This window comes from Pseudomonas sp. IPO3774 (assembly GCF_013386835.1).
Lineage (GTDB): Bacteria > Pseudomonadota > Gammaproteobacteria > Pseudomonadales > Pseudomonadaceae > Aquipseudomonas.
The window spans coordinates 25841-42726 of the sequence record NZ_JACAQY010000048.1 but is presented as its reverse complement, the minus strand read 5'-3'; the positions used below and the strand labels follow the sequence as shown (position 1 = coordinate 42726).

General features: G+C 58.2%; 17 protein-coding genes. 7 read left to right on the top strand and 10 right to left on the bottom strand.

Annotation, left to right across the window (positions count from 1 at the left end):
* Nucleotides 1-62 precede the first annotated feature (62 nt).
* Nucleotides 63-1118, bottom strand: coding sequence for a DUF3800 domain-containing protein (locus tag HYE77_RS24055; RefSeq protein WP_177069525.1), 1056 nt, complete (start codon nucleotides 1116-1118; stop codon nucleotides 63-65).
* A 286-nt stretch (nucleotides 1119-1404) separates the two neighbouring features.
* Nucleotides 1405-2502: a hypothetical protein gene (locus HYE77_RS24050; RefSeq protein WP_177069523.1), complete on the bottom strand. Its 1098-nt coding sequence runs from the start codon at nucleotides 2500-2502 to the stop codon at nucleotides 1405-1407.
* A gap of 977 nt (nucleotides 2503-3479) precedes the next feature.
* Between HYE77_RS24050 and HYE77_RS24045 the strand changes: the two genes are divergently transcribed.
* Genes HYE77_RS24045 through HYE77_RS24025 form a run of 5 tightly spaced genes read left to right on the top strand, consistent with a single transcriptional unit; the run spans nucleotide 3480 to nucleotide 7859 of the window.
* Nucleotides 3480-4397, top strand: coding sequence for a hypothetical protein (locus tag HYE77_RS24045; RefSeq protein ID WP_177069521.1), 918 nt, complete (start codon nucleotides 3480-3482; stop codon nucleotides 4395-4397).
* 51 nt (nucleotides 4398-4448) lie between these two features.
* Nucleotides 4449-5882, top strand: a complete 1434-nt coding sequence (locus tag HYE77_RS24040) for a hypothetical protein (protein ID WP_177069519.1) — start codon at nucleotides 4449-4451, stop codon at nucleotides 5880-5882.
* Nucleotides 5883-5891: 9 nt separating this feature from the next.
* Nucleotides 5892-6815 (top strand): phage exclusion protein Lit family protein, encoded by a 924-nt coding sequence (locus HYE77_RS24035; protein ID WP_177069517.1) that lies wholly within the window; start codon nucleotides 5892-5894, stop codon nucleotides 6813-6815.
* An 18-nt stretch (nucleotides 6816-6833) separates the two neighbouring features.
* On the top strand, nucleotides 6834-7337 hold the full coding sequence (locus HYE77_RS24030; RefSeq protein ID WP_177069515.1) for a GIY-YIG nuclease family protein: 504 nt from the start codon (nucleotides 6834-6836) through the stop codon (nucleotides 7335-7337).
* A gap of 3 nt (nucleotides 7338-7340) precedes the next feature.
* A complete protein-coding gene (locus HYE77_RS24025; protein WP_177069513.1) occupies nucleotides 7341-7859 on the top strand; it encodes a hypothetical protein in 519 nt (172 codons plus the stop codon).
* Between the two features lie 244 nt (nucleotides 7860-8103).
* Here the strand turns inward: HYE77_RS24025 and HYE77_RS24020 are convergent, their stop codons facing one another.
* From HYE77_RS24020 to HYE77_RS33015, 4 genes are read right to left on the bottom strand one after another with little or no spacing between them, the layout of a single operon-like run.
* Nucleotides 8104-8289 (bottom strand): hypothetical protein, encoded by a 186-nt coding sequence (locus HYE77_RS24020; protein ID WP_003217145.1) that lies wholly within the window; start codon nucleotides 8287-8289, stop codon nucleotides 8104-8106.
* Nucleotides 8290-8309: 20 nt separating this feature from the next.
* Nucleotides 8310-10178 carry an FUSC family protein gene (locus HYE77_RS24015; protein WP_177069511.1) on the bottom strand — a complete coding sequence of 623 codons (1869 nt, stop codon included), beginning with the start codon at nucleotides 10176-10178 and terminating at the stop codon, nucleotides 8310-8312.
* Complete coding sequence (locus HYE77_RS24010) at nucleotides 10178-11086, bottom strand: HlyD family secretion protein (RefSeq protein ID WP_177069509.1); 909 nt, start codon at nucleotides 11084-11086, stop codon at nucleotides 10178-10180. The genes HYE77_RS24015 and HYE77_RS24010 overlap by 1 nt, the downstream gene beginning before the upstream one ends.
* A gap of 10 nt (nucleotides 11087-11096) precedes the next feature.
* Nucleotides 11097-11285 carry a DUF1656 domain-containing protein gene (locus HYE77_RS33015; RefSeq protein ID WP_032899212.1) on the bottom strand — a complete coding sequence of 63 codons (189 nt, stop codon included), beginning with the start codon at nucleotides 11283-11285 and terminating at the stop codon, nucleotides 11097-11099.
* A 127-nt stretch (nucleotides 11286-11412) separates the two neighbouring features.
* On the opposite strand from HYE77_RS33015, the gene HYE77_RS24000 reads away from it, so the two are divergent.
* On the top strand, nucleotides 11413-12207 hold the full coding sequence (locus tag HYE77_RS24000) for a helix-turn-helix domain-containing protein (protein ID WP_008433826.1): 795 nt from the start codon (nucleotides 11413-11415) through the stop codon (nucleotides 12205-12207).
* A gap of 2 nt (nucleotides 12208-12209) precedes the next feature.
* On the opposite strand, the gene HYE77_RS23995 is transcribed toward HYE77_RS24000, so the two are convergent.
* Nucleotides 12210-13127, bottom strand: coding sequence for a LysR family transcriptional regulator (locus tag HYE77_RS23995; RefSeq protein WP_177069507.1), 918 nt, complete (start codon nucleotides 13125-13127; stop codon nucleotides 12210-12212).
* Between the two features lie 110 nt (nucleotides 13128-13237).
* Here HYE77_RS23995 and HYE77_RS23990 point away from each other — a divergent pair, with 110 nt between their 5' ends.
* A complete protein-coding gene (locus tag HYE77_RS23990; RefSeq protein WP_003210829.1) occupies nucleotides 13238-13456 on the top strand; it encodes a DUF2790 domain-containing protein in 219 nt (72 codons plus the stop codon).
* Here the strand turns inward: HYE77_RS23990 and HYE77_RS23985 are convergent.
* From HYE77_RS23985 to HYE77_RS23975, 3 genes are read right to left on the bottom strand one after another with little or no spacing between them, the layout of a single operon-like run.
* Nucleotides 13453-14700, bottom strand: a complete 1248-nt coding sequence (locus tag HYE77_RS23985; RefSeq protein ID WP_177069505.1) for an OprD family porin — start codon at nucleotides 14698-14700, stop codon at nucleotides 13453-13455. The two genes, HYE77_RS23990 and HYE77_RS23985, sit on opposite strands and share 4 nt — an antisense overlap.
* 30 nt (nucleotides 14701-14730) lie before the next feature.
* Entirely contained in the window at nucleotides 14731-16065 is a 1335-nt protein-coding gene (locus HYE77_RS23980; RefSeq protein WP_177069503.1) for an MFS transporter, read from the bottom strand.
* Between the two features lie 55 nt (nucleotides 16066-16120).
* Entirely contained in the window at nucleotides 16121-16882 is a 762-nt protein-coding gene (locus tag HYE77_RS23975; protein ID WP_008433831.1) for a 1,6-dihydroxycyclohexa-2,4-diene-1-carboxylate dehydrogenase, read from the bottom strand.
* Nucleotides 16883-16886 lie beyond the last annotated feature (4 nt).

The window sequence follows — 16886 nt, the reverse complement described above, 5'->3', positions numbered from 1 at the left end:
TGATGGTGGATGACACCAGAGTTGAATCACTCATTCAGCATGTCGGACGTTGGCTGTAGCTACTACTTGATTGAGGCCATAGCCTCTTCGCCATCGCCCTCGTCAATGAGTCGCATCATGGCCTCGCGCAGTTCGCTCGACACGGGTGTGCCGGCGTCCGTGTCGCGAAAGTAACGCATCACGGTGCCCGCAACGATGTCGGCCAGCTGCACGCCGATGGCCTCATGCGATTGCGCAAACTCGATGCTGGCTTCTTCCTCGAACCGGTAGTCAGACTGCGGGATGTAGGGCAGATCCATGGAGCGGCTCAGGTTTTCGGCCGTCATTTTTCCCTGGCGCAGAATGTTCTCCACCTCCAATTGCTGGTCGTGTACCAAGCGGATACCGGCCAAGCGCCTGCTGTAATAGCGATTCATCCTGGCGTAGATACTCGTGAATGACGTTAGGTTCGGCAACATCCAGACCTGTTTCGCATGTTTGTTGAGATCGGGGAGCGGAAGAAACCGCATCCAAGCCTCGCCACCGTTATCACGTTGCTCGCCGTATTCGGCTTCAGCCTCCTGCACCATGTGGGCAGTGCCTTCCGCGATTTGCACGGCCGATCCGGTATAGCCCAGATCTGTAGCCATGTCGCGCAGCACGGCGAATGAGGCGCGGAGCGTCGCGTCACCCGGCGCTAGGCACGAGGCGACGAATGTATCGAGGACGCGTTCGGACGCGTGAAAGTACAGGAAGTCTGCCACCGTGTTCTTTATGGAGTGGAGCTTTACCGACTCGGTATAGCCAAGGCATGCTGGCAAGAGTTGGAACGAGGTGATGCTGGTGCAGATAAAAACGCTTGTCGACCACCTCGATGAAAAGCGGAGCACGCTGATCAAGCAATCCATGGATGACTTCGGCCGAAAATCTGGCTTGGCTGTCAGCGACTTAGACTTGAGTTCGCCGGCAGAAATGCGGTGACGGCTTCGCAGCTCATTGATGCGATCGCCCCAGTCATGACCGTCCTCAAGACCAATGCCGGCCAGGGCAAAGTAGGGCTGGCCCTTGAAGTCGTAAGCATTGCCGCTGTTGATCATGTCACCGCTGTGGCCGCTTTCATCAATATAGACGGTGGTCATGTTCTGTCCCTGAAATGGTTCGCCTTCGGATACATAGCGCATTCTGAACGCGCGCTCGACCTAGTGTTAAGGATCGGGCGCGTTTGCGCCTTCCTTTGAGCTGGCGGCTTTTGGTGTCTTCCTGCCACCTCTGCAGAACGTCAATGTCCCGTTGCAGTTGGAAGAACGACTCTTTGATCAAAGTGCGCCAAAGAGCCTGCTGATCCGTTGATTCAACTGTCTTTGACCATGAGGTCGGTGCGCTGCCAATGCTAGAAATCTCCCCCATGGTTTCCATGAATTAATTTCAGAAAAGGGTGAAGAATTTCTTTCTGCACAGCATGATTATCTCCGTAAAATTTCCTTTCTTTAATTTTACAGAATCGCGCACTTCATCAATTACTTCTTCGATTATGTACTCTTCGCCCTGGTACGTGTATTCGCTTGGCACGACTACCATTAAGATGCGTTTGTCTTGATAGTTTTTATCGTGTTTATCTTCGATGGCTTTTGTAATCCTGGCGGCAAGAGTATCGGCTTCCTGCTTCAGGTACGCCATTGTCTTTAGTGGAAATATGCCGTCGTGCGTCTGGCTAGCTAACGAGTGCAAAAGATAATCGTTTTTCGGGCACCCCAGAGTGATCTCTATTATTATTTCTTGGTTGTTTTTATCATCAGTGATTTTAGCATCGAAATTCTCTTTTTCTGTGCCAAGTTCAAGAATGGCATGATCTGGTATCGACCTCCTCATCAAAAAATAATTAATAGGCAAAAACTCTTCTCTCAGGTATTTATTTGCCCGATATTTGTTTGAGAAAAACCCATCTGGCGCATGGATGTAGCTAAAATCGCTGCTTGAATTTATAGATAGGTGACCCTGTATTAATCTCTTGAATTCAACTACAGATATCGGCTTCTTGAATACACCAAGATCGATATCGTCTTTTTCATATGATTTTTCTTTTGGTGGCCGGTATGAAGCTTCTAGTGAATACTCAGCATTTAAAACCAAGCCAGAATAGTGCACTGCCAGATCGGGGTGTAGTGAAAAGTTTTTGTTATGATTATTTAGTACACCCCTTCCTTTCATATTAGGGAATGAGTCTATAATTTTCCTCACCCCACTTAATAGGAGATTGGTTAATTCGTCTCTTTTCTTACAGTCCGATTCAAGAAAGCTGAAGCCCCATAAAAATGCACCCTCAACGAAAATGTTCTCGTACTCATATACATACACCTTTACGCCATGTACTTTTCCAAATTTCTGGAGACACTCATTTATCAGGCTATTGAATTGTCTATATTTTTTCCATCCTAACTCGCAATAGGGTGGGCCTTGATCGAAAAATATGAAAGAGTGTGATTGCTGTTCTCCTTTCTTCAGGAATTCGGCGTTATCGAACATCTTTGCTGTCCTCGCGTTAATTGGCTTTGCTGAGCAAGCCAGTCTTTCCATGTCATTTGTCAGATGTCCTTCAGCATCGCTGCTAAAACGATCAGGCCGTCTTACGTGCATGAAGGAGACGTCTTAAGCCGCCCCCCTTGCTACATCAGCCTCCTCAGCTGCCCCTAAACAGCTTCTCGACAGCCGAGGCCATTCTCCCCAAAGCATTGATAACACCACCTAAGATAAAATCAAGTGCTCGTCCGTAGCCTGCATGGACGTTTGCGGTATCGAATCCAAGCTCTTACAGTGTCGCCAAGCAGCGATCAACGTCCTCGTGCGCATCGGCGATTCTGAAATCGTTATTCAAGAACAAGGAGGCCATGGATTCACTGCGATCGCTCCAATCCACAGGCTCCCTGGCTGAGGCGAAGGCATCGTTTGCCTCATCCTGAGCATTTAGCCCTTCTAGAATGTTCAAGAGTGCCTGCAACAGCCGAAGGCTTCTCAGGTCCCTGACAGTCCCCGTCGGACATCCAGCCTGCTCCAACAATAACTTGAGTATCTGTTGGGAATGCGCTGCCACAACTCGTGCAAGCCTTTGCAGCGGGCGAGGAACATATGCTGAGCCATGTTCAACGATGCCACCTGAGCCGACCGATCGAGCGCCGGATAGGCAAGCCAACCGTCGGCTGCCACCTCGGCAGGACCAAAGCCGGTCAGCTCGACAATCGATTTGTTCAGTCCTACCAGCCCGTCACCCTATCGTAAAAGCACCTCAAGCAACCGCTGTACCTTAGCGACCACATATTCTTCTAGGTCCAACCGAACCAGCCAAACTGTTACTAGGATATCAGACGCAGGACAATCCAGAGCGCGCAGTCTCTCTCGGATCGACGCCTGACCATTGTGGCCATTAGCGTCGTCCTTGAGACGCACACATACCTAGTAATACTCTCACGAGAAAAGAATGTTTTGCATATGGAAACGATCAGACAATGAGCGACCTATTCGATGTTGACGGTTCCAATCTCGATCTGCGGTTCGAGAACCTGAAGGCCGCCGAAAGCCCGGTTGAGCAGCAGCTTCGCGTCACACTGCAAGAGATGTGGACTCACTACGAGCCCTATGCCGATCCAGACTTCCGCCAGGGATTCGCACGTGACGTGGATGGACGCTTCTGGGAGATGTATCTGGGTTGCACACTTCTTGAGGCGGGGCGCACATTGTTGCCCGTCGCCGACCGTAAGCGCGAAGGCGGCCAGCCCGACCTATGCGTGCTTGAAGAGAGTCGCCGTATCTGGATCGAAGCTATAGCTCCAGACGGAGGCGCTGCGGGACCAGACCGGATTGTGCGTCCTGTGCCGATCAATGAGGGCGGTGGCCTTATTGCTGCGCCGATCCGTCAAGCGCAACTTCGAACCTCCGGGGCATTCTGGACCAAAGCAAGGAAGATCAGCCGCTATATCGTACAGGGCGTGATCGCCCCGGAAGACGCTCGCATCGTCGCGATCAGCGCCAGCCGGTTCGGCATCTATGTCCCCGAACATCCCTTACCACTCATCATGACGACGCTGTTCCCCATCGGCGATGCTTTCCTCACTATCGATCGCGATACAGGCGATGTCATCGAAGAAGGCTTTCACGTCTCTCCCTTGATCCACCGAGAACGGAATCCGATCCCGCGCTCGGCATTTCTTGACGAGCGCTTCGCAGATATCTCTGGCGTGATCTGGTCACGGGTTGGTCTTGGCAACCTCTCGCGTCAGGTTCGGCCAATCACCTATGTTCACAATCCCCTGGCACAGGCGCCATTGACCGTGAATTGGGGCGTCTGGGACCGTGAGTTCGTGACCATCCGCCAGATCGACAGCTGGGAGTCCACCGACATCCTTGCCGCAACGGAGTCCTTGTGAAGAGGAACTTGAATTCGCGCACCTGCTACATACAGGGCTAAGAGGCCGACCATGTCCGCAACCGGCGAAACTCGACTTTTCACCTTAATCAGCCAGCGCCAATTCGAGCTCTATGCCCTGTCGCTCGAACACGGTCCCAATTTCGACCCCGCACATATTTTCAGTGCCTATCAGGTCGGAACTGGTGGCGTAACCGGCTGCATTCTGCTTGATCCAACGAAAGGGGCTTTCACCACTCTGGCCATGCGCCGACGCATCGACCACTGTTGGATCAAAGTAGATGAAAGCGGGCCCTACTCCACACCCGAGGCTGCACTAGACCGACTCAGCGTCGCTATGCGTGCCAGTGATCCACCGGAAGCATTGCTGCCAGGAGTCCGGCGTCGCCCGCATTTGCTGAAACCGGGGTCGCGTGGGACGTCTCCAGAGTTCCAGCTACTGACAACCACGATCTACCATCTGCCGGCGCTCATGGCGGTCGGCGAATGCTACCTCTCGCTTCCCAACCCCGACGCCAATTTCGTCTCGGATTTTCAAACCAACAACTTCGCGTCCCGTCTGTTCGAGCTCTACCTTTTCAGCTGCTTTCGTGAGCAGGGTTTGAACGTCCGACAAGACCATGTCTCTCCCGACTTCTTGATCGAGAAGGAAGGTAACGCATGCTGGATTGAGGCAGTTACAGCAAACTCCGAGCTTCCACGCGCCGGCGGCATCGGAAAATGGGTTCATGCCCCAAAGGATCGCATTGAACGGCTGACAGGCAACCCGGCGGAACGATTCGCAAAGACGATGCGCGGCAAGCTCCAGCGCAACTATCATGAACTGGACCATGTAAAAGGACAGCCGTTCGCCTTAGCGATCGCCGACTTCCATGATTTCGGCTCCATGATTTGGAGCCGCGAGGCTCTCCCCACCTACCTTTACGGCTTACGCGCGGAAGTCACTGGAGATGGCACTGATCGTAGTGCGATTGGAGTGCCGATCCTAAATCTGACAGGCCAACACAGCATTCCTGCTGGGCTCTTCCGCGACCCAAATTTCGCACACCTCTCGGCCGTCATCTTCAGTAATTCTGCAACGCTCGCCAAATTCAACCGCATGGGTTTCTTGGCAGGATGGCGACCGCCCGGGCTGACGATGATCAGACGCGGCATTCTCTTCGACCGAACTCCGGGCGCATTAGAGCCTATCGATTTCAACCTTGCCGTCGACAGTGCCGAATACCAAGCACTTTGGCCGTGGGGCGAAGCTTGGTGTCAGGAACTTGAAGTGTTTCACAACCCATTGGCAACACATCCCATCCCGTTTGATCTCATCCCCGGCGCGACCCACTGGTTTGAACGCGATGGCGACATCGAATGCAGCACGATTTGGGCGAACTCAGTCATCTCATCGATCACTCATCTACAGATGGACGGCAAACCCGCTGTGACGAGCAAGCAGCGTGACCGTCGCCAACCACCTGCCCCCACGAGCACAGAATAGACAACGACAATGACGAGTGAGCCATTTGATCGGACGATCATCCTACATCTCCTCCGCGGCGCCGTGCCCGAGCGAGCCGATGAAATCAGCGGTCTTTGGAGCCAATACGGCCATGCCGTCGAGGTCGCGCCAAGTAGAAAGGGCGTGACAATGAATGCCAACAGGAAACGTATCCAGTTCGACACTAAGACGATCGACTTGTTCTGGCTGCTTGGCTTCAGCTCGTGGCGGGCGATCGAAGTGTACGCACCAGCCTTAGTTGTCGCGACATCCAGTGGGTTACCTCTCGACCAAGCCCTCAGTGGCGATGAAGAACGCGGCCAATATGAATTCGACTACAAGCAGCGCATCGCCGCCGCCCAGTCGCTCATCACAGCCGAACAGACCTCAGACGTATCCTGGCCGGTGGACATCCCCCTGCCGAGCGCCGACCGTGATGGCCTGGGCAACATTCAGCACATGGCGGCATTCGACCTTGTTGCGCTCGCCTTGGCCTTCGCCCTGCTACACGAATTCCAGCACGTCATGTTCTGCGCCGATAACCGCGCGCCCTCTACGCGACCTGAAGAGGAAATCGCCTGCGACACATATGCCCGAACTTTCATGACAAGCGAGCTCGCCGCCTATGCGAAGGCACACGGACACGATTTCGCCCAGGTCCAGAACAAGCGTGCGATGGGCATCACGCTCGCCGCCGTCATCGTTCATGCGATGACGCCGCCCCATGCTCGTTGGGGCAATAGCGAATATCCACCGATCACCGAACGGCTGACAGCAATGATCCGTGGCTACACTCTACCAGCCGATTCATCATTCTGGGCCTTCACGGCCTGTGTCCTAATCGCGCTTATGCGGCAGGAAAATCTTCCGCTCGACATTGTCGCCTACTCGAACAAAGAAATGGTCGAAATGCTACTCGACCGGCTCGGTTGAAGGCTTAGGGGAAATAACTTGCCGGTCTATTTCATTGGCGAAGATGAAAACGGATGCTCTCCTATCAAGATCGTGGTGGCGAAGAACATCGAGGAGCGTAAGCGCAATCTCCAGACCGGTAACCCTCTTGACCTGAAACTGCTCGGATGGATCGAAGTAGCCCATGCCTTTCAGCTTGAACGCCAGCTTCATCAGCACTTCGAGTCGACCCATGTGCGCGGCGAGTGGTTCGCAATAGAGCCTGCAGAGATCTTGCCCATTCTCATGCGCGCTGGCCTAGACGGATTTGTCGCCAAGAATGCTGATGCGTTCCAAGTCATTGGCTATGACCGTGACGCTGTGCCGGAGTATCTTGGGGTATGGGAATGGAGCGACCTTGAGATCTATGAATGCTGCCCCTACTGCGGCTGCCTGTGCGGCATGCACTTTCAAGATGCATCACAGATGTACCACTGTCTGAACTGCGACACGCTAACGGACTTTTCGGACTTGGACCCACGCAACGAAGACTTGGACGACTGAGCCATGACTGACAAGGAACTTAGTGCAAGTGAACAATGGCTTGAAGCCCGAGCCCCCGGCTTTCGGCGCCTACCAGATCTTGATCGCCGCGTCATATTCGACTTCGCCTTTCTTTGGAGTCTTTTCGAGGCACAGATCATGGAGAACCACGCCCGGACTGATCGCATCCGCGATCGAATAGATGCCTGGATTTTGGACGGAACGCTAGAAGCTGAGCTCTTCGAGGGGGAGCTTGCCTATTTTCGGAATCGTTACTATGCCGATGGTGAATTGACTCACCATTTCCTTCACCTGAAACTCCGGCCCTCAGACCACCTTAGTCTCGTTCAGGAGGTTGTTGAAGGGGTGAACGACACCCCACGCGACCGAATGTTAGCTCTCCTGATGATCGTCTGGCGCCTACGCAACAATCTCTTCCACGGTGAAAAATGGGCCTATGAGCTTCGCGATCAGCTCGAGAACTTCAGTCATGCGAACAGCGTTTTGATGCGAATACTCGAACGCCATGGCCGGCTCGGCTAACACTCCATCCGAATCCATCTTGATCTCTGTCAGAAATCGCCCCGCGCGATCGCTCGCAAATCGGATGCAACTGGGGGCAAAATTGGGGGCATATTTGATATTTTTCTGTCTAAAAATGTCGTTTTAGAGCCAAGTCAAAATGTTCTTCGGCGACCCGGACAGCCTATAAAGCAACAGCACCGCCGGGCATCACACCGAACTCGTCACTTCGCTCCGAATAGATTGCAATCGACCGGGAACCGGCTCATCGCTGGCGATCGGCCTTGGGCCTTGAATCACGGCCAGGCGCCCGGTGCTCGGCGAGCTTTTTTTGCTCTTGTTTGAATTGCTGTTGCCAGCGTGCCAGCGCCTCAGCCCCGTCCGATGCCTGCACCGCCATTGGCACAGACACGATCATCCCGAAAAGCGTCCAGATAAGGAGTTGCTTCATTTCATCTCACCTTCGTTGTTTTAGCTGAAACTGGTTCGGATATCGGCACGCTGGTATTGGTCGAGCAACCGCGCCAAATCCCGGTAACAAGCAGCCAGGTCGCGGGCACCAAGGCGGATCAGTGATCTCGACGTACGCCGGGCCTGGGCCGCGCTGATCGCTGAATCGAAGGCATATCTGGCAATACGCCGATCGCCCGCTTGCACACACCTGGCGATTGACGAATCAGGCTCCAGGTCGCGTGTCTTGCGGTGCAGCAACCTTAACTGTCGACCCAGTTGAAGCGAGACGGCACCGGCCTCATCGGCGCCCGACAGCGCTTGCAGGGCAACCATCCGGTGCTGTTGCGTGGCCTGCCACTTCAGAAGATCCATGCGGTGCCAGCGACGCAGTAACTGGCGCGTGTCTTTGTGCAGCGCGGTCCTCAGGACGTCGGCGTGGCTGGCGGGTTTCCCCGGCAGCAACTGGAAGGCCAGCAGGCAGATAGCGAGCGTCACCATCCAGGCCAGGGCTTGATTCACGAAGTCAGCGAAGTCGTATTGGGCGGTCCCGGCGGTGCCGACCAGGGTGTTGAACGTAATCAGGTAGGCGACGCCTTGCAGGGCATGGCGCGGCCGGGTCGTGGCATGAATCCCGACCGCCCAGAACGCAACCAGCACCACCGTGAGCAACCCGAACCCGCTGATGTGCGGCAACAGCAGGAACTTGCACCCCGCCGCTGCCAGGATTGCGTAGAAGGTTCCCCTGGCAAGGCTCGCAATACCTTGCTCGGGCGCCGCGCTGGTGGCCAGCAAGGTGCAGAACGGACCCAGTACGGCCAGCAAGGTTGGCCCCTGGTCCCAGCCGGTGAGGTACCAGACAGCACCGGTCGCCAGCGTGGCCAGCAACGCTCGCACACCGTTACGCAGTGCAGCGCCGTAGTGTCGGTGAAACCCCACGGCGCGGGCCGGCGGCAGGGGCGCGCGCTCAAGGCAGGCAAAACTCGACAAGGCGCTGGCCAGTTCGGCCAATGGTTCATTCAGACGCCGCTGGCTCGCGCCTGGTTCAAGGCTGGCTTGCAGCTCCCGGACACGATCGGCCGCCACGCAAAACCCGGGCATGGCTTCAGCCAGCTGGCGCAACTGTGCGCCGATTCCAGCGTGCGAAGGTATCGCGCATTCGTCGAGCACCACGGCATGCAGATACGCAAGTCCTGCCTGCAGGGTCGCCAGCCTGGCGCGGATCAGCACCGACTCGCCCCGACCAATCCCGAGAAGGTCGTCCACTTTGCTGATATCGATTGCCAGCGGGTCCTGCGCACGCGCCGGCCCGCCGTCAAACCGCACGGCCAATAACCGCAGGGTGCGCGACGAGACGTCGCGAAGTGCCATGGTCAGTGTGCGCTCGACGGTCTTGCGGCTGAATAATGTGGCCACCAGGCTCAGGCTCAACACCCCCAGAACAACGGTCGTGCCCCGTCCGACGATATGTTCGAAACCTTGCTGCGGCGCGACGATGGCGGGCCCCAGGGCCAGGCAAACGGTGTAGCCGGCGACCACCGCCGCCGTGGCCTGGTAGTGCCGAAACACGGTCATGGCGCCGACACAAAGGCCCAGCCATACCCCGATCCCGAGGATAAACAGCAGCATTTGCTGGGCGAACAGACTGGTCAGGACCAATGCCACAGCCAACCCCACGAGGGTGCCCAGTGCCCGGTGGAAGCCCTTGCCAACCACTGCCCCCTGCAGCGGATGGATCAGCAACAACACGGTTGAGGCGGCCGAGAACGGCGAATCCAGGTGTAATCGGAACCCCAGCCACAGGGCCAATGAGGCCGCCAAAAGACTACGCAGCACATAGCCCGAGGTAGCAGCTTCCCATGCCCCCAGCATGCGCAGTGCACGGAGCATCACATGAACGCCTGAAGCCACTGCACCAGCCTCCAGCGCGGCGCCGTGCCCTCCTCGGCAACCTCGATGCTGGCGGTCATCCCCGCCGCCAGCTCCACACCGGGCGGCACCTTGTCCAGTTCAATCCGCACGGGCACGCGCTGGGCCAGGCGTATCCAGCTGAACGTAGGCGCCACCTGGGGCAAACCACTGTTACTGCGCAGCTCGTTACCGTCGGCAATGCCCCGACCAATGCTCGCCACATGCCCTTCGAGCAGCGGTGAAAAACCCATCAGCTTGATGGACGTCGCAGCCCCCACCCGAACACCGGCCAGCTTGGTCTCCTCGAAGTAACCGGTGACCCAGAAGCTATGGCTATCGACCACAAAGATATTGGTCTCGCCCGCTGCCGCGTAGTCACCCGGCTGCAGCCGCAACTGGGTCACATAGCCGTCGACCGGCGAACGAATCGTCGTGCGGTCCAGATCCAGCCGCGCATGGGCCAGTTGGCTGCGGGCCGCATCCAGGCGCGCCCTGGCCACCGCCAGGTCCCGGGCTGCGTTGTCGGTTTCCTCCCGCGCAATCGCATCGCCGAGCTGGTTGCGGCGTTTGAGCTGTGCACTGCGCTGCTCGAAAACACTGCGCGCCTCGGCAAGCTCGGCCGTGCGCTGTTGCTGGGCAAGCAAGTAGCTGCTGCGATCGATCTGGTACAGCATCGCGCCCTTGGCGACCCACTGGTTGTCGCCCACCAGCAGGTGTTCGACCTGGCCGGACACCTCGGGGGCAATACGGATAACTTGCGCGCTGACACGCCCGTCCCGCGTCCAGGGGGCCAACTCATAGGCACGCCACAGTTGCGTGCAGAACAGCAATGCGGCCAGCCCGAGCACCAGGGTGACGAGGGTCTTGAGGATGTGTTTGATGATCATCGCGCTGCCCTCAAAAGCTCAGAACCAAGGTCGAGAGCACGATCAGCGACACAAAGAAACGCGCCAGGCTGGGGTGCCAGGCCCAATCCAGCCAGCGCCGCAGGGCCCGCTCCAGTAGCCCGTACACCAGGGCTGCAACGCCGACGTAGAGCAAGAACGGAGGAATGTAGAGGTGGGCAATCGTGATTTCGCTGAGCATCGGTTGAATCTCGCAGTCGGCAATCACCTTGATCGCCTTGATGAAGATGGTAGGGACTGCAAGGTCGTGCCGATATTGAGTATGCTGCCAGGATATAATCAATTTCAGACAATCGAGGCGGTGCAACATGGGCGAGATGAAGCTCCAGGGCGTTGATCAATTCGAACTGGACAGTTTTGATCAGCCCGCCGTCGCGTTGATGCTCGGCAGCCAGCGCAACGACACCGAATTCCCCGTGCACAGCCACCGCAAAGGCCAACTGGTGGTGGCGTATCACGGCGGTATCGTGTGTACCGTAGAGGATGGCGTGTGGATGGTGCCGTCGGGCTTCGGCGTGTGGATTCCGGGCGGTATCGCCCACAGCAACCGGGTGACCGCCAACGGCAGGATCGGCTATCTGTTTGTCGAGCCCGGCGCCGCCGCGCTACCGGAGAAATGCTGCACGCTGGTGCTTTCGCCGCTGGTCCTGGCGTTGATCCTGCACCTGAGCGCCCAGCCCCAGGATTATCCGCCTGCCTCTGCCAATTCGCGCGTGGCGAGCGTGCTCCTTGAACAACTGGAACTGGCTCCTTCGGAGCAGTTGTACCTGCCGCTCCCCGCTGCTACGCAGTTGCGCTTCATCGCCCGCGGCCTGGCCCAGGCCCCGTCAAACCGTTGCACCATGGCCCAGTGGGCACGCCAGGTGGCCATGAGCGAGCGCTCCCTGGCCCGCCTGGTCAAGAGCGAAACAGGCCTGACTTTTGGCCAATGGCGCAAACAATGGCAAATCATCGTGGCCTTGCAGAGCCTGGCCGAAGGCGAGTCGGTGCAACGAACCGCCGAGGCGCTGGGGTACGAGTCGGTCAGTTCGTTCATCAGCATGTTTCGCAAGACACTGGGCTCGTCGCCGGCGCGCTACATTCGCCGTACGGCAACGCGCTAGCCTCAAGGTGCCTCAATCACTGCCAACTGCTCCGCCAACAACCCCGGCAATCGCGCCTGCAAAAAACCGACCCACGTCCGCACCTTGGCATCCAGAAAGCGCCTTGATGGATACACCGCGAAAATGCTCCGCTCCCGTAGCCGATATCCGGGCAACAGCCGCACCAGCGAGCCCTCGCGCAGCGCCGGGTTGGCGCTGAAGAACGGCAACAAGCTGATGCCCATTCCTTCCTGCGTCGCCTTGACCATCGCATCCGCGACATTGGTCCTGAAGGTGTCACCCGGCGAAATCGCAATCTCGCTCTCTTGCCCCTTGAACAACCACGCATCCTCCTGGAAATCCTGCAGATGCAACCGTCGATGCTGCATCAACTGCTGCGGATGCTCGGGCACGCCGTACCGGGCCAGATACCCCGGTGCCGCACAGGGCACACTGAACAACTGCCCGATCGTCTGACTGACCAGCGCCGAATCCGGCAACGAATGGGCGATGGAGATCACCACGTCGTGACCCTCTTCAAGCGGGTCCGGGTTGTGCTGGGACAGGGTCAACTCAATGGACACGTCCGGGTATTGCTCGCTGTAGCGGGCAATCAGCGGCGTGATCAGCACCCCCAACCCGCTCATGCAATGCACCCGCAATCGCCCGCGCGGGTTGAGGTGCGCGCCGCTGGCTTCTGCCGTGGCCTCCCTGACGTCTTCAAGAATGTCGCGACAGCGCAACAGAAAGCGCTCGCCCGAATCGGTAAGGCCCAGGCGTCGGGTGGTGCGTTGCAACAGGCGGGTCTGCAGGTGTTTTTCCAGCTCGCAGATCAACCGTGATACGTGTGCCCCGGACAGGTCCAGCGCCTCGGCCGCTGCGGCAAAGCTGCCAGTGTCGACAACCCGGGCAAACACCCGCATGCCATTGAGCAAATCCATCAACATTGCCCCTCGATTGCTACGTGATACGTACGAGTCATTCACCTGTTCCTGTCTTTATCCCGCTGCGGCAATCACTAAAATGAACCCTACTCACAGAGGAACTCATCATGAATATCAAATGGCTCAGCCTGCTCCTGTTTTTCACCGCCGCCGGCGCCATGGCGGCCGGCAGCAATGAAGCGCTGGATATCCAACACGTTGTTTCAATCACGCCCGTGCCGGGCAGTTGCCAGGTAGAACCGGCGACCATGGTGTATCTCGACAGCCAGGGCGCCAGCCATACCGTCCACTACCAGGTCATGGGCACGTGCCAGGGCGGGGTTTAAAGCAGCTTCCAGGTGTAACTGAGGATCAGCCGGTTCTCGTCGATGTCGCTGCGGTAGTTTGAACGGGCCATGACATTGCGCACCCGAATGCCCAGACCGCTCAATGTGCCGCTTTGCACCACATAGCCGATATCCAGGTCGCGCTCGCGATCCTTGCCTTCATAGCCCGCGCCGGTGGTCACGTTGTTACCGGTGATATAACGCACGGTGGTGGTCAGCCCCGGAATGCCCAGCGCCACGAAGTCATAGTCGTACCGCACTTGCCAGGAGCGTTCGTCGGTGTAGGCAAACTCGTAGGTGGGTACTTCGTTGCCCAGCGGCGTGATGTTGGCGAAGACCCGCGGGAAGGCACTGTCGCCATACATGGCTTGATAACCGACGTAGAAGATATGGCCGCCATGCTTGGCCGACAGCAGCGAGAAAAACGCCTGGTTGTCGATCTTGCCGAGCAGTTTGTCGCCGTCTTCCCGGGCATCGTAGTAGCCGAGGTTGGCGCCGAGCGTCCACTCACCCATTGGCTGGCTGTGCTTGAGGCCGACAAAGTCCTGGCGGTAGATGTCCTTGAGTTGGCCATGCCAGTAGCTGACGCTGGTGCGGTTGGTGTTGAAGGCGTAGTCGCCGCCGACGTAGTTGAACCCATCACCTTCAGCGCCGCGTTGCGGCACATGGCCGAGCATGGCGATCATTTTCTCGTCGCCGGCTTCGTTGCGCAGGCTGGTGGTGGTCAAGTGCCCGGCCTGTAGCGCAAGGCCGGCGATTTCGCCGGAGCTGACACTCACGCCCTGATAGCTCGGCGGCAGCAAGCGGATATCGCTGAAGGCCAGCACCGGCAGGTTCGGTTGCAGTTCGCCGACCTTCAATTCGGTCCTGGAAAACCTGGCCTTGAAGGTCAGGCCCAAACGGCTGTAATCATTCGGGGCGCTGCCGTCGCCCTTGACCGGGAGCAGGCCGGTATTGGTGCGGTCCGGGCTGCTGTCGAGCTTGAGGCCGAGGGTGCCCAGGGCATCCAGGCCAAAGCCCATGGGCCCCGGCGTGTAGCCGGATTTATAGGTCAGGATAAAACCCTGGCCCCACTCCTCTGCCTTTGATTGCTTGTTGGCGCCGACGATGTCCGAGAAATCGCGGCTGAAGTAATAGTTGCGCGCCTGCAAGGTGGCGGTGGAGTCCTCGAAAAACCCGCCCTCGGCCGCCGTCGCCGCAAGGGGCACGCCCAACAGGGATAGCCAGATACGTTGTGTGTTCATGTCGTTGCTCTTAGTTATTGTTATCGACAGTTACTGCGCCGGGGCGGCGATCACCTCCTGCCGGCCCCGACGTTCATTCAGCGCATACGCCGTCATTGCCAGCACGGCGATGGCCCCGGGGATGGCAAAGGCCATGAAGTTCAGGTGCAGCGGCAGTTCAATCCCCATCAGCACGCCGCCCAGCAGCGGGCCGACGATGGCGCCGATACGACCGATACCGGAAGCCCAGCCCAGGCCGGTGGCTCGAATGTTCAAGCCATAGAGTTGTGCGGCGCCGGCGTACAGCAGGATTTGCGTGCCGATGGTGGTGGCGCCGGCAAAAAAGATCAGCAGGTACAGGACCGGCATCGGGCTCTTGATACCCAGCAGGCTGATGGAGAGCAGCGCGGCGATAAAGAAACCGATCACCACCTTCACCAGGTTAAGCCGGTCACACAGCCAGCCACCGACAAGCGCCCCGGCGATGCCGCCAAAATTCAGCGCCAGCAGGAACGACAGGCTCGATCCCAGGCTGTAACCGGCACCCGCCATCAGTTTGGGCAGCCAGGAACTCAGGGCGTAGACCATCAACAGGCAGCAGAAAAACGCGACCCAGATCGCCGCCGTCCTCAAGGCCAGGCCGTGTCGGAACAACTCCAGCACCGAAGCGCCCTTGCCTTTACCGGCGCTGACGAGCAGTTGGTCTTGCGGGTCGATCCGGGTCTGCGGCGACAGGCGCTTGAGCAGCTCACGCGCCTGTTCCTTGCGGCCCTGGCGAATCAGGAACCCGATGGACTCAGGCAGCCAGTACACAATCAACGGCATCAGCAGCAGCGGGATCGCCGCGGCGAAGAACATGGACGACCAGCCAAAACGCGGCAGCATGAAAATCCCCACGCCGGCCGACAGCATGCCGCCCAGCGAGTACCCGCCAAACATCACCGCCATCAGGATGCTGCGCATTTTCTTCGGTGCGTATTCGGTAATCAGTGCGGCCGCATTGGGCATCAGGCCGCCACAGCCGAGCCCGGCAATAAACCGGCAGATTCCGAACTCAGTCGGGTTGCTGGCAAAACCGTTAATCACCGTGGCGACGCTGAACAAGGCAAAGCAGATGGCGATGCCTTTGCGGCGACCGAACTTGTCGGCCAGGCTGCCGAAGACCAGCGCGCCGAACATCATCCCGAACAGCGCATAACTGCCCAGAGCGCCGGCCTGCAGGGGCGATAGTCCCCATTCCTTCATGATCGACGGCAAGACCACGCCGTAGATGAACAAGTCATAACCGTCAAAGATCAACAGCACAGCACACAGGCTGACCACCAGCCAGTGGAAACGATTGAAATGGGCATTATCGATAATCGAATTGACGTCATGGGTACGCATGGCAGTGCTCTCATTATTGTTGTTGTGAGTCAGTGTCTGCAGGTACGGCGCTGGGTCAGCCGAGGTCGCCGCCTCCTACCGGCAAGGTAACGCCCGTGATGTAGGAGGCCTCATCAGAGGCCAGAAACAGAATCGCGCCGGCTTGTTCGTCGATGCTGCCGTAGCGCTTCATCGGGCTGCTGTCGAGGGTCTGGTCGACGATCTGCTGGTACCAGACGCGCTCCTGGTCGCTCTGGGGCTGGCTGTTGCGCGGGATCCGCCGCGGTGGGGCCTCGGTGCCACCGGGTGCGGTGGCGTTGACCCGAATGCCGCTGCCGGCGGTCTCCAGGGCCAGGCACGCGGTCAAGGCGTTGACGCCGCCCTTGGCCGCGCCATACGGCACACGGTTCACTCCGCGCGTGGCCACGGACGAGACATTGACGATGGCACCGCTGCCCTGCTCCAGCATGTAGGGCAACACGCAATGGCAGCACCACAGGGTCGGGAACAGCGAGCGGCGCACCTCGGCTTCGATTTCGTTCTCGGCGTAGTGCTCGAAGGGCTTGGCCCAGATAGTCCCGCCGACGTTGTTGACCAGGATGTCGATACGCCCGAACCGCGCCTTGGCAGCGGCCATCACACGGGCACATTCGGCATGCTGCTCCAGGTCGGCGGTGAGGATCAGCGCCCGCTCATGCTGCAATTCATGCACGAGTTCCGAGCGATCGACGGCCACCAGCCAGGCGCCCTCTTCCAGCAAACGCTCGGCAACCCGCCGACCGATGCCCTGGGCGGCGCCGGTCACCAGCGCAACCTGGGTGTTGAAACGTGGAGTCATGGGG

Excerpts from the sequence above, each read along its gene's own strand:
- HYE77_RS24045 (WP_177069521.1), top strand. The coding sequence starts at position 3,480 with ATGAGCGACCTATTCGATGTTGACGGTTCCAATCTCGATCTGCGGTTC.
- HYE77_RS24015 (WP_177069511.1), bottom strand. The coding sequence starts at position 10,178 with ATGCTCCGTGCACTGCGCATGCTGGGGGCATGGGAAGCTGCTACCTCG.
- HYE77_RS24000 (WP_008433826.1), top strand. The coding sequence starts at position 11,413 with ATGGGCGAGATGAAGCTCCAGGGCGTTGATCAATTCGAACTGGACAGT.
- HYE77_RS33015 (WP_032899212.1), bottom strand. The coding sequence starts at position 11,285 with ATGCTCAGCGAAATCACGATTGCCCACCTCTACATTCCTCCGTTCTTG.
- HYE77_RS24010 (WP_177069509.1), bottom strand. The coding sequence starts at position 11,086 with ATGATCATCAAACACATCCTCAAGACCCTCGTCACCCTGGTGCTCGGG.
- HYE77_RS24020 (WP_003217145.1), bottom strand. The coding sequence starts at position 8,289 with ATGAAGCAACTCCTTATCTGGACGCTTTTCGGGATGATCGTGTCTGTG.
- HYE77_RS23985 (WP_177069505.1), bottom strand. The coding sequence starts at position 14,700 with ATGAACACACAACGTATCTGGCTATCCCTGTTGGGCGTGCCCCTTGCG.
- HYE77_RS23975 (WP_008433831.1), bottom strand. The coding sequence starts at position 16,882 with ATGACTCCACGTTTCAACACCCAGGTTGCGCTGGTGACCGGCGCCGCC.
- HYE77_RS24040 (WP_177069519.1), top strand. The coding sequence starts at position 4,449 with ATGTCCGCAACCGGCGAAACTCGACTTTTCACCTTAATCAGCCAGCGC.
- HYE77_RS24050 (WP_177069523.1), bottom strand. The coding sequence starts at position 2,502 with ATGTTCGATAACGCCGAATTCCTGAAGAAAGGAGAACAGCAATCACAC.
- HYE77_RS24055 (WP_177069525.1), bottom strand. The coding sequence starts at position 1,118 with ATGACCACCGTCTATATTGATGAAAGCGGCCACAGCGGTGACATGATC.
- HYE77_RS23995 (WP_177069507.1), bottom strand. The coding sequence starts at position 13,127 with ATGGATTTGCTCAATGGCATGCGGGTGTTTGCCCGGGTTGTCGACACT.
- HYE77_RS23980 (WP_177069503.1), bottom strand. The coding sequence starts at position 16,065 with ATGCGTACCCATGACGTCAATTCGATTATCGATAATGCCCATTTCAAT.
- HYE77_RS24025 (WP_177069513.1), top strand. The coding sequence starts at position 7,341 with ATGACTGACAAGGAACTTAGTGCAAGTGAACAATGGCTTGAAGCCCGA.
- HYE77_RS23990 (WP_003210829.1), top strand. The coding sequence starts at position 13,238 with ATGAATATCAAATGGCTCAGCCTGCTCCTGTTTTTCACCGCCGCCGGC.
- HYE77_RS24035 (WP_177069517.1), top strand. The coding sequence starts at position 5,892 with ATGACGAGTGAGCCATTTGATCGGACGATCATCCTACATCTCCTCCGC.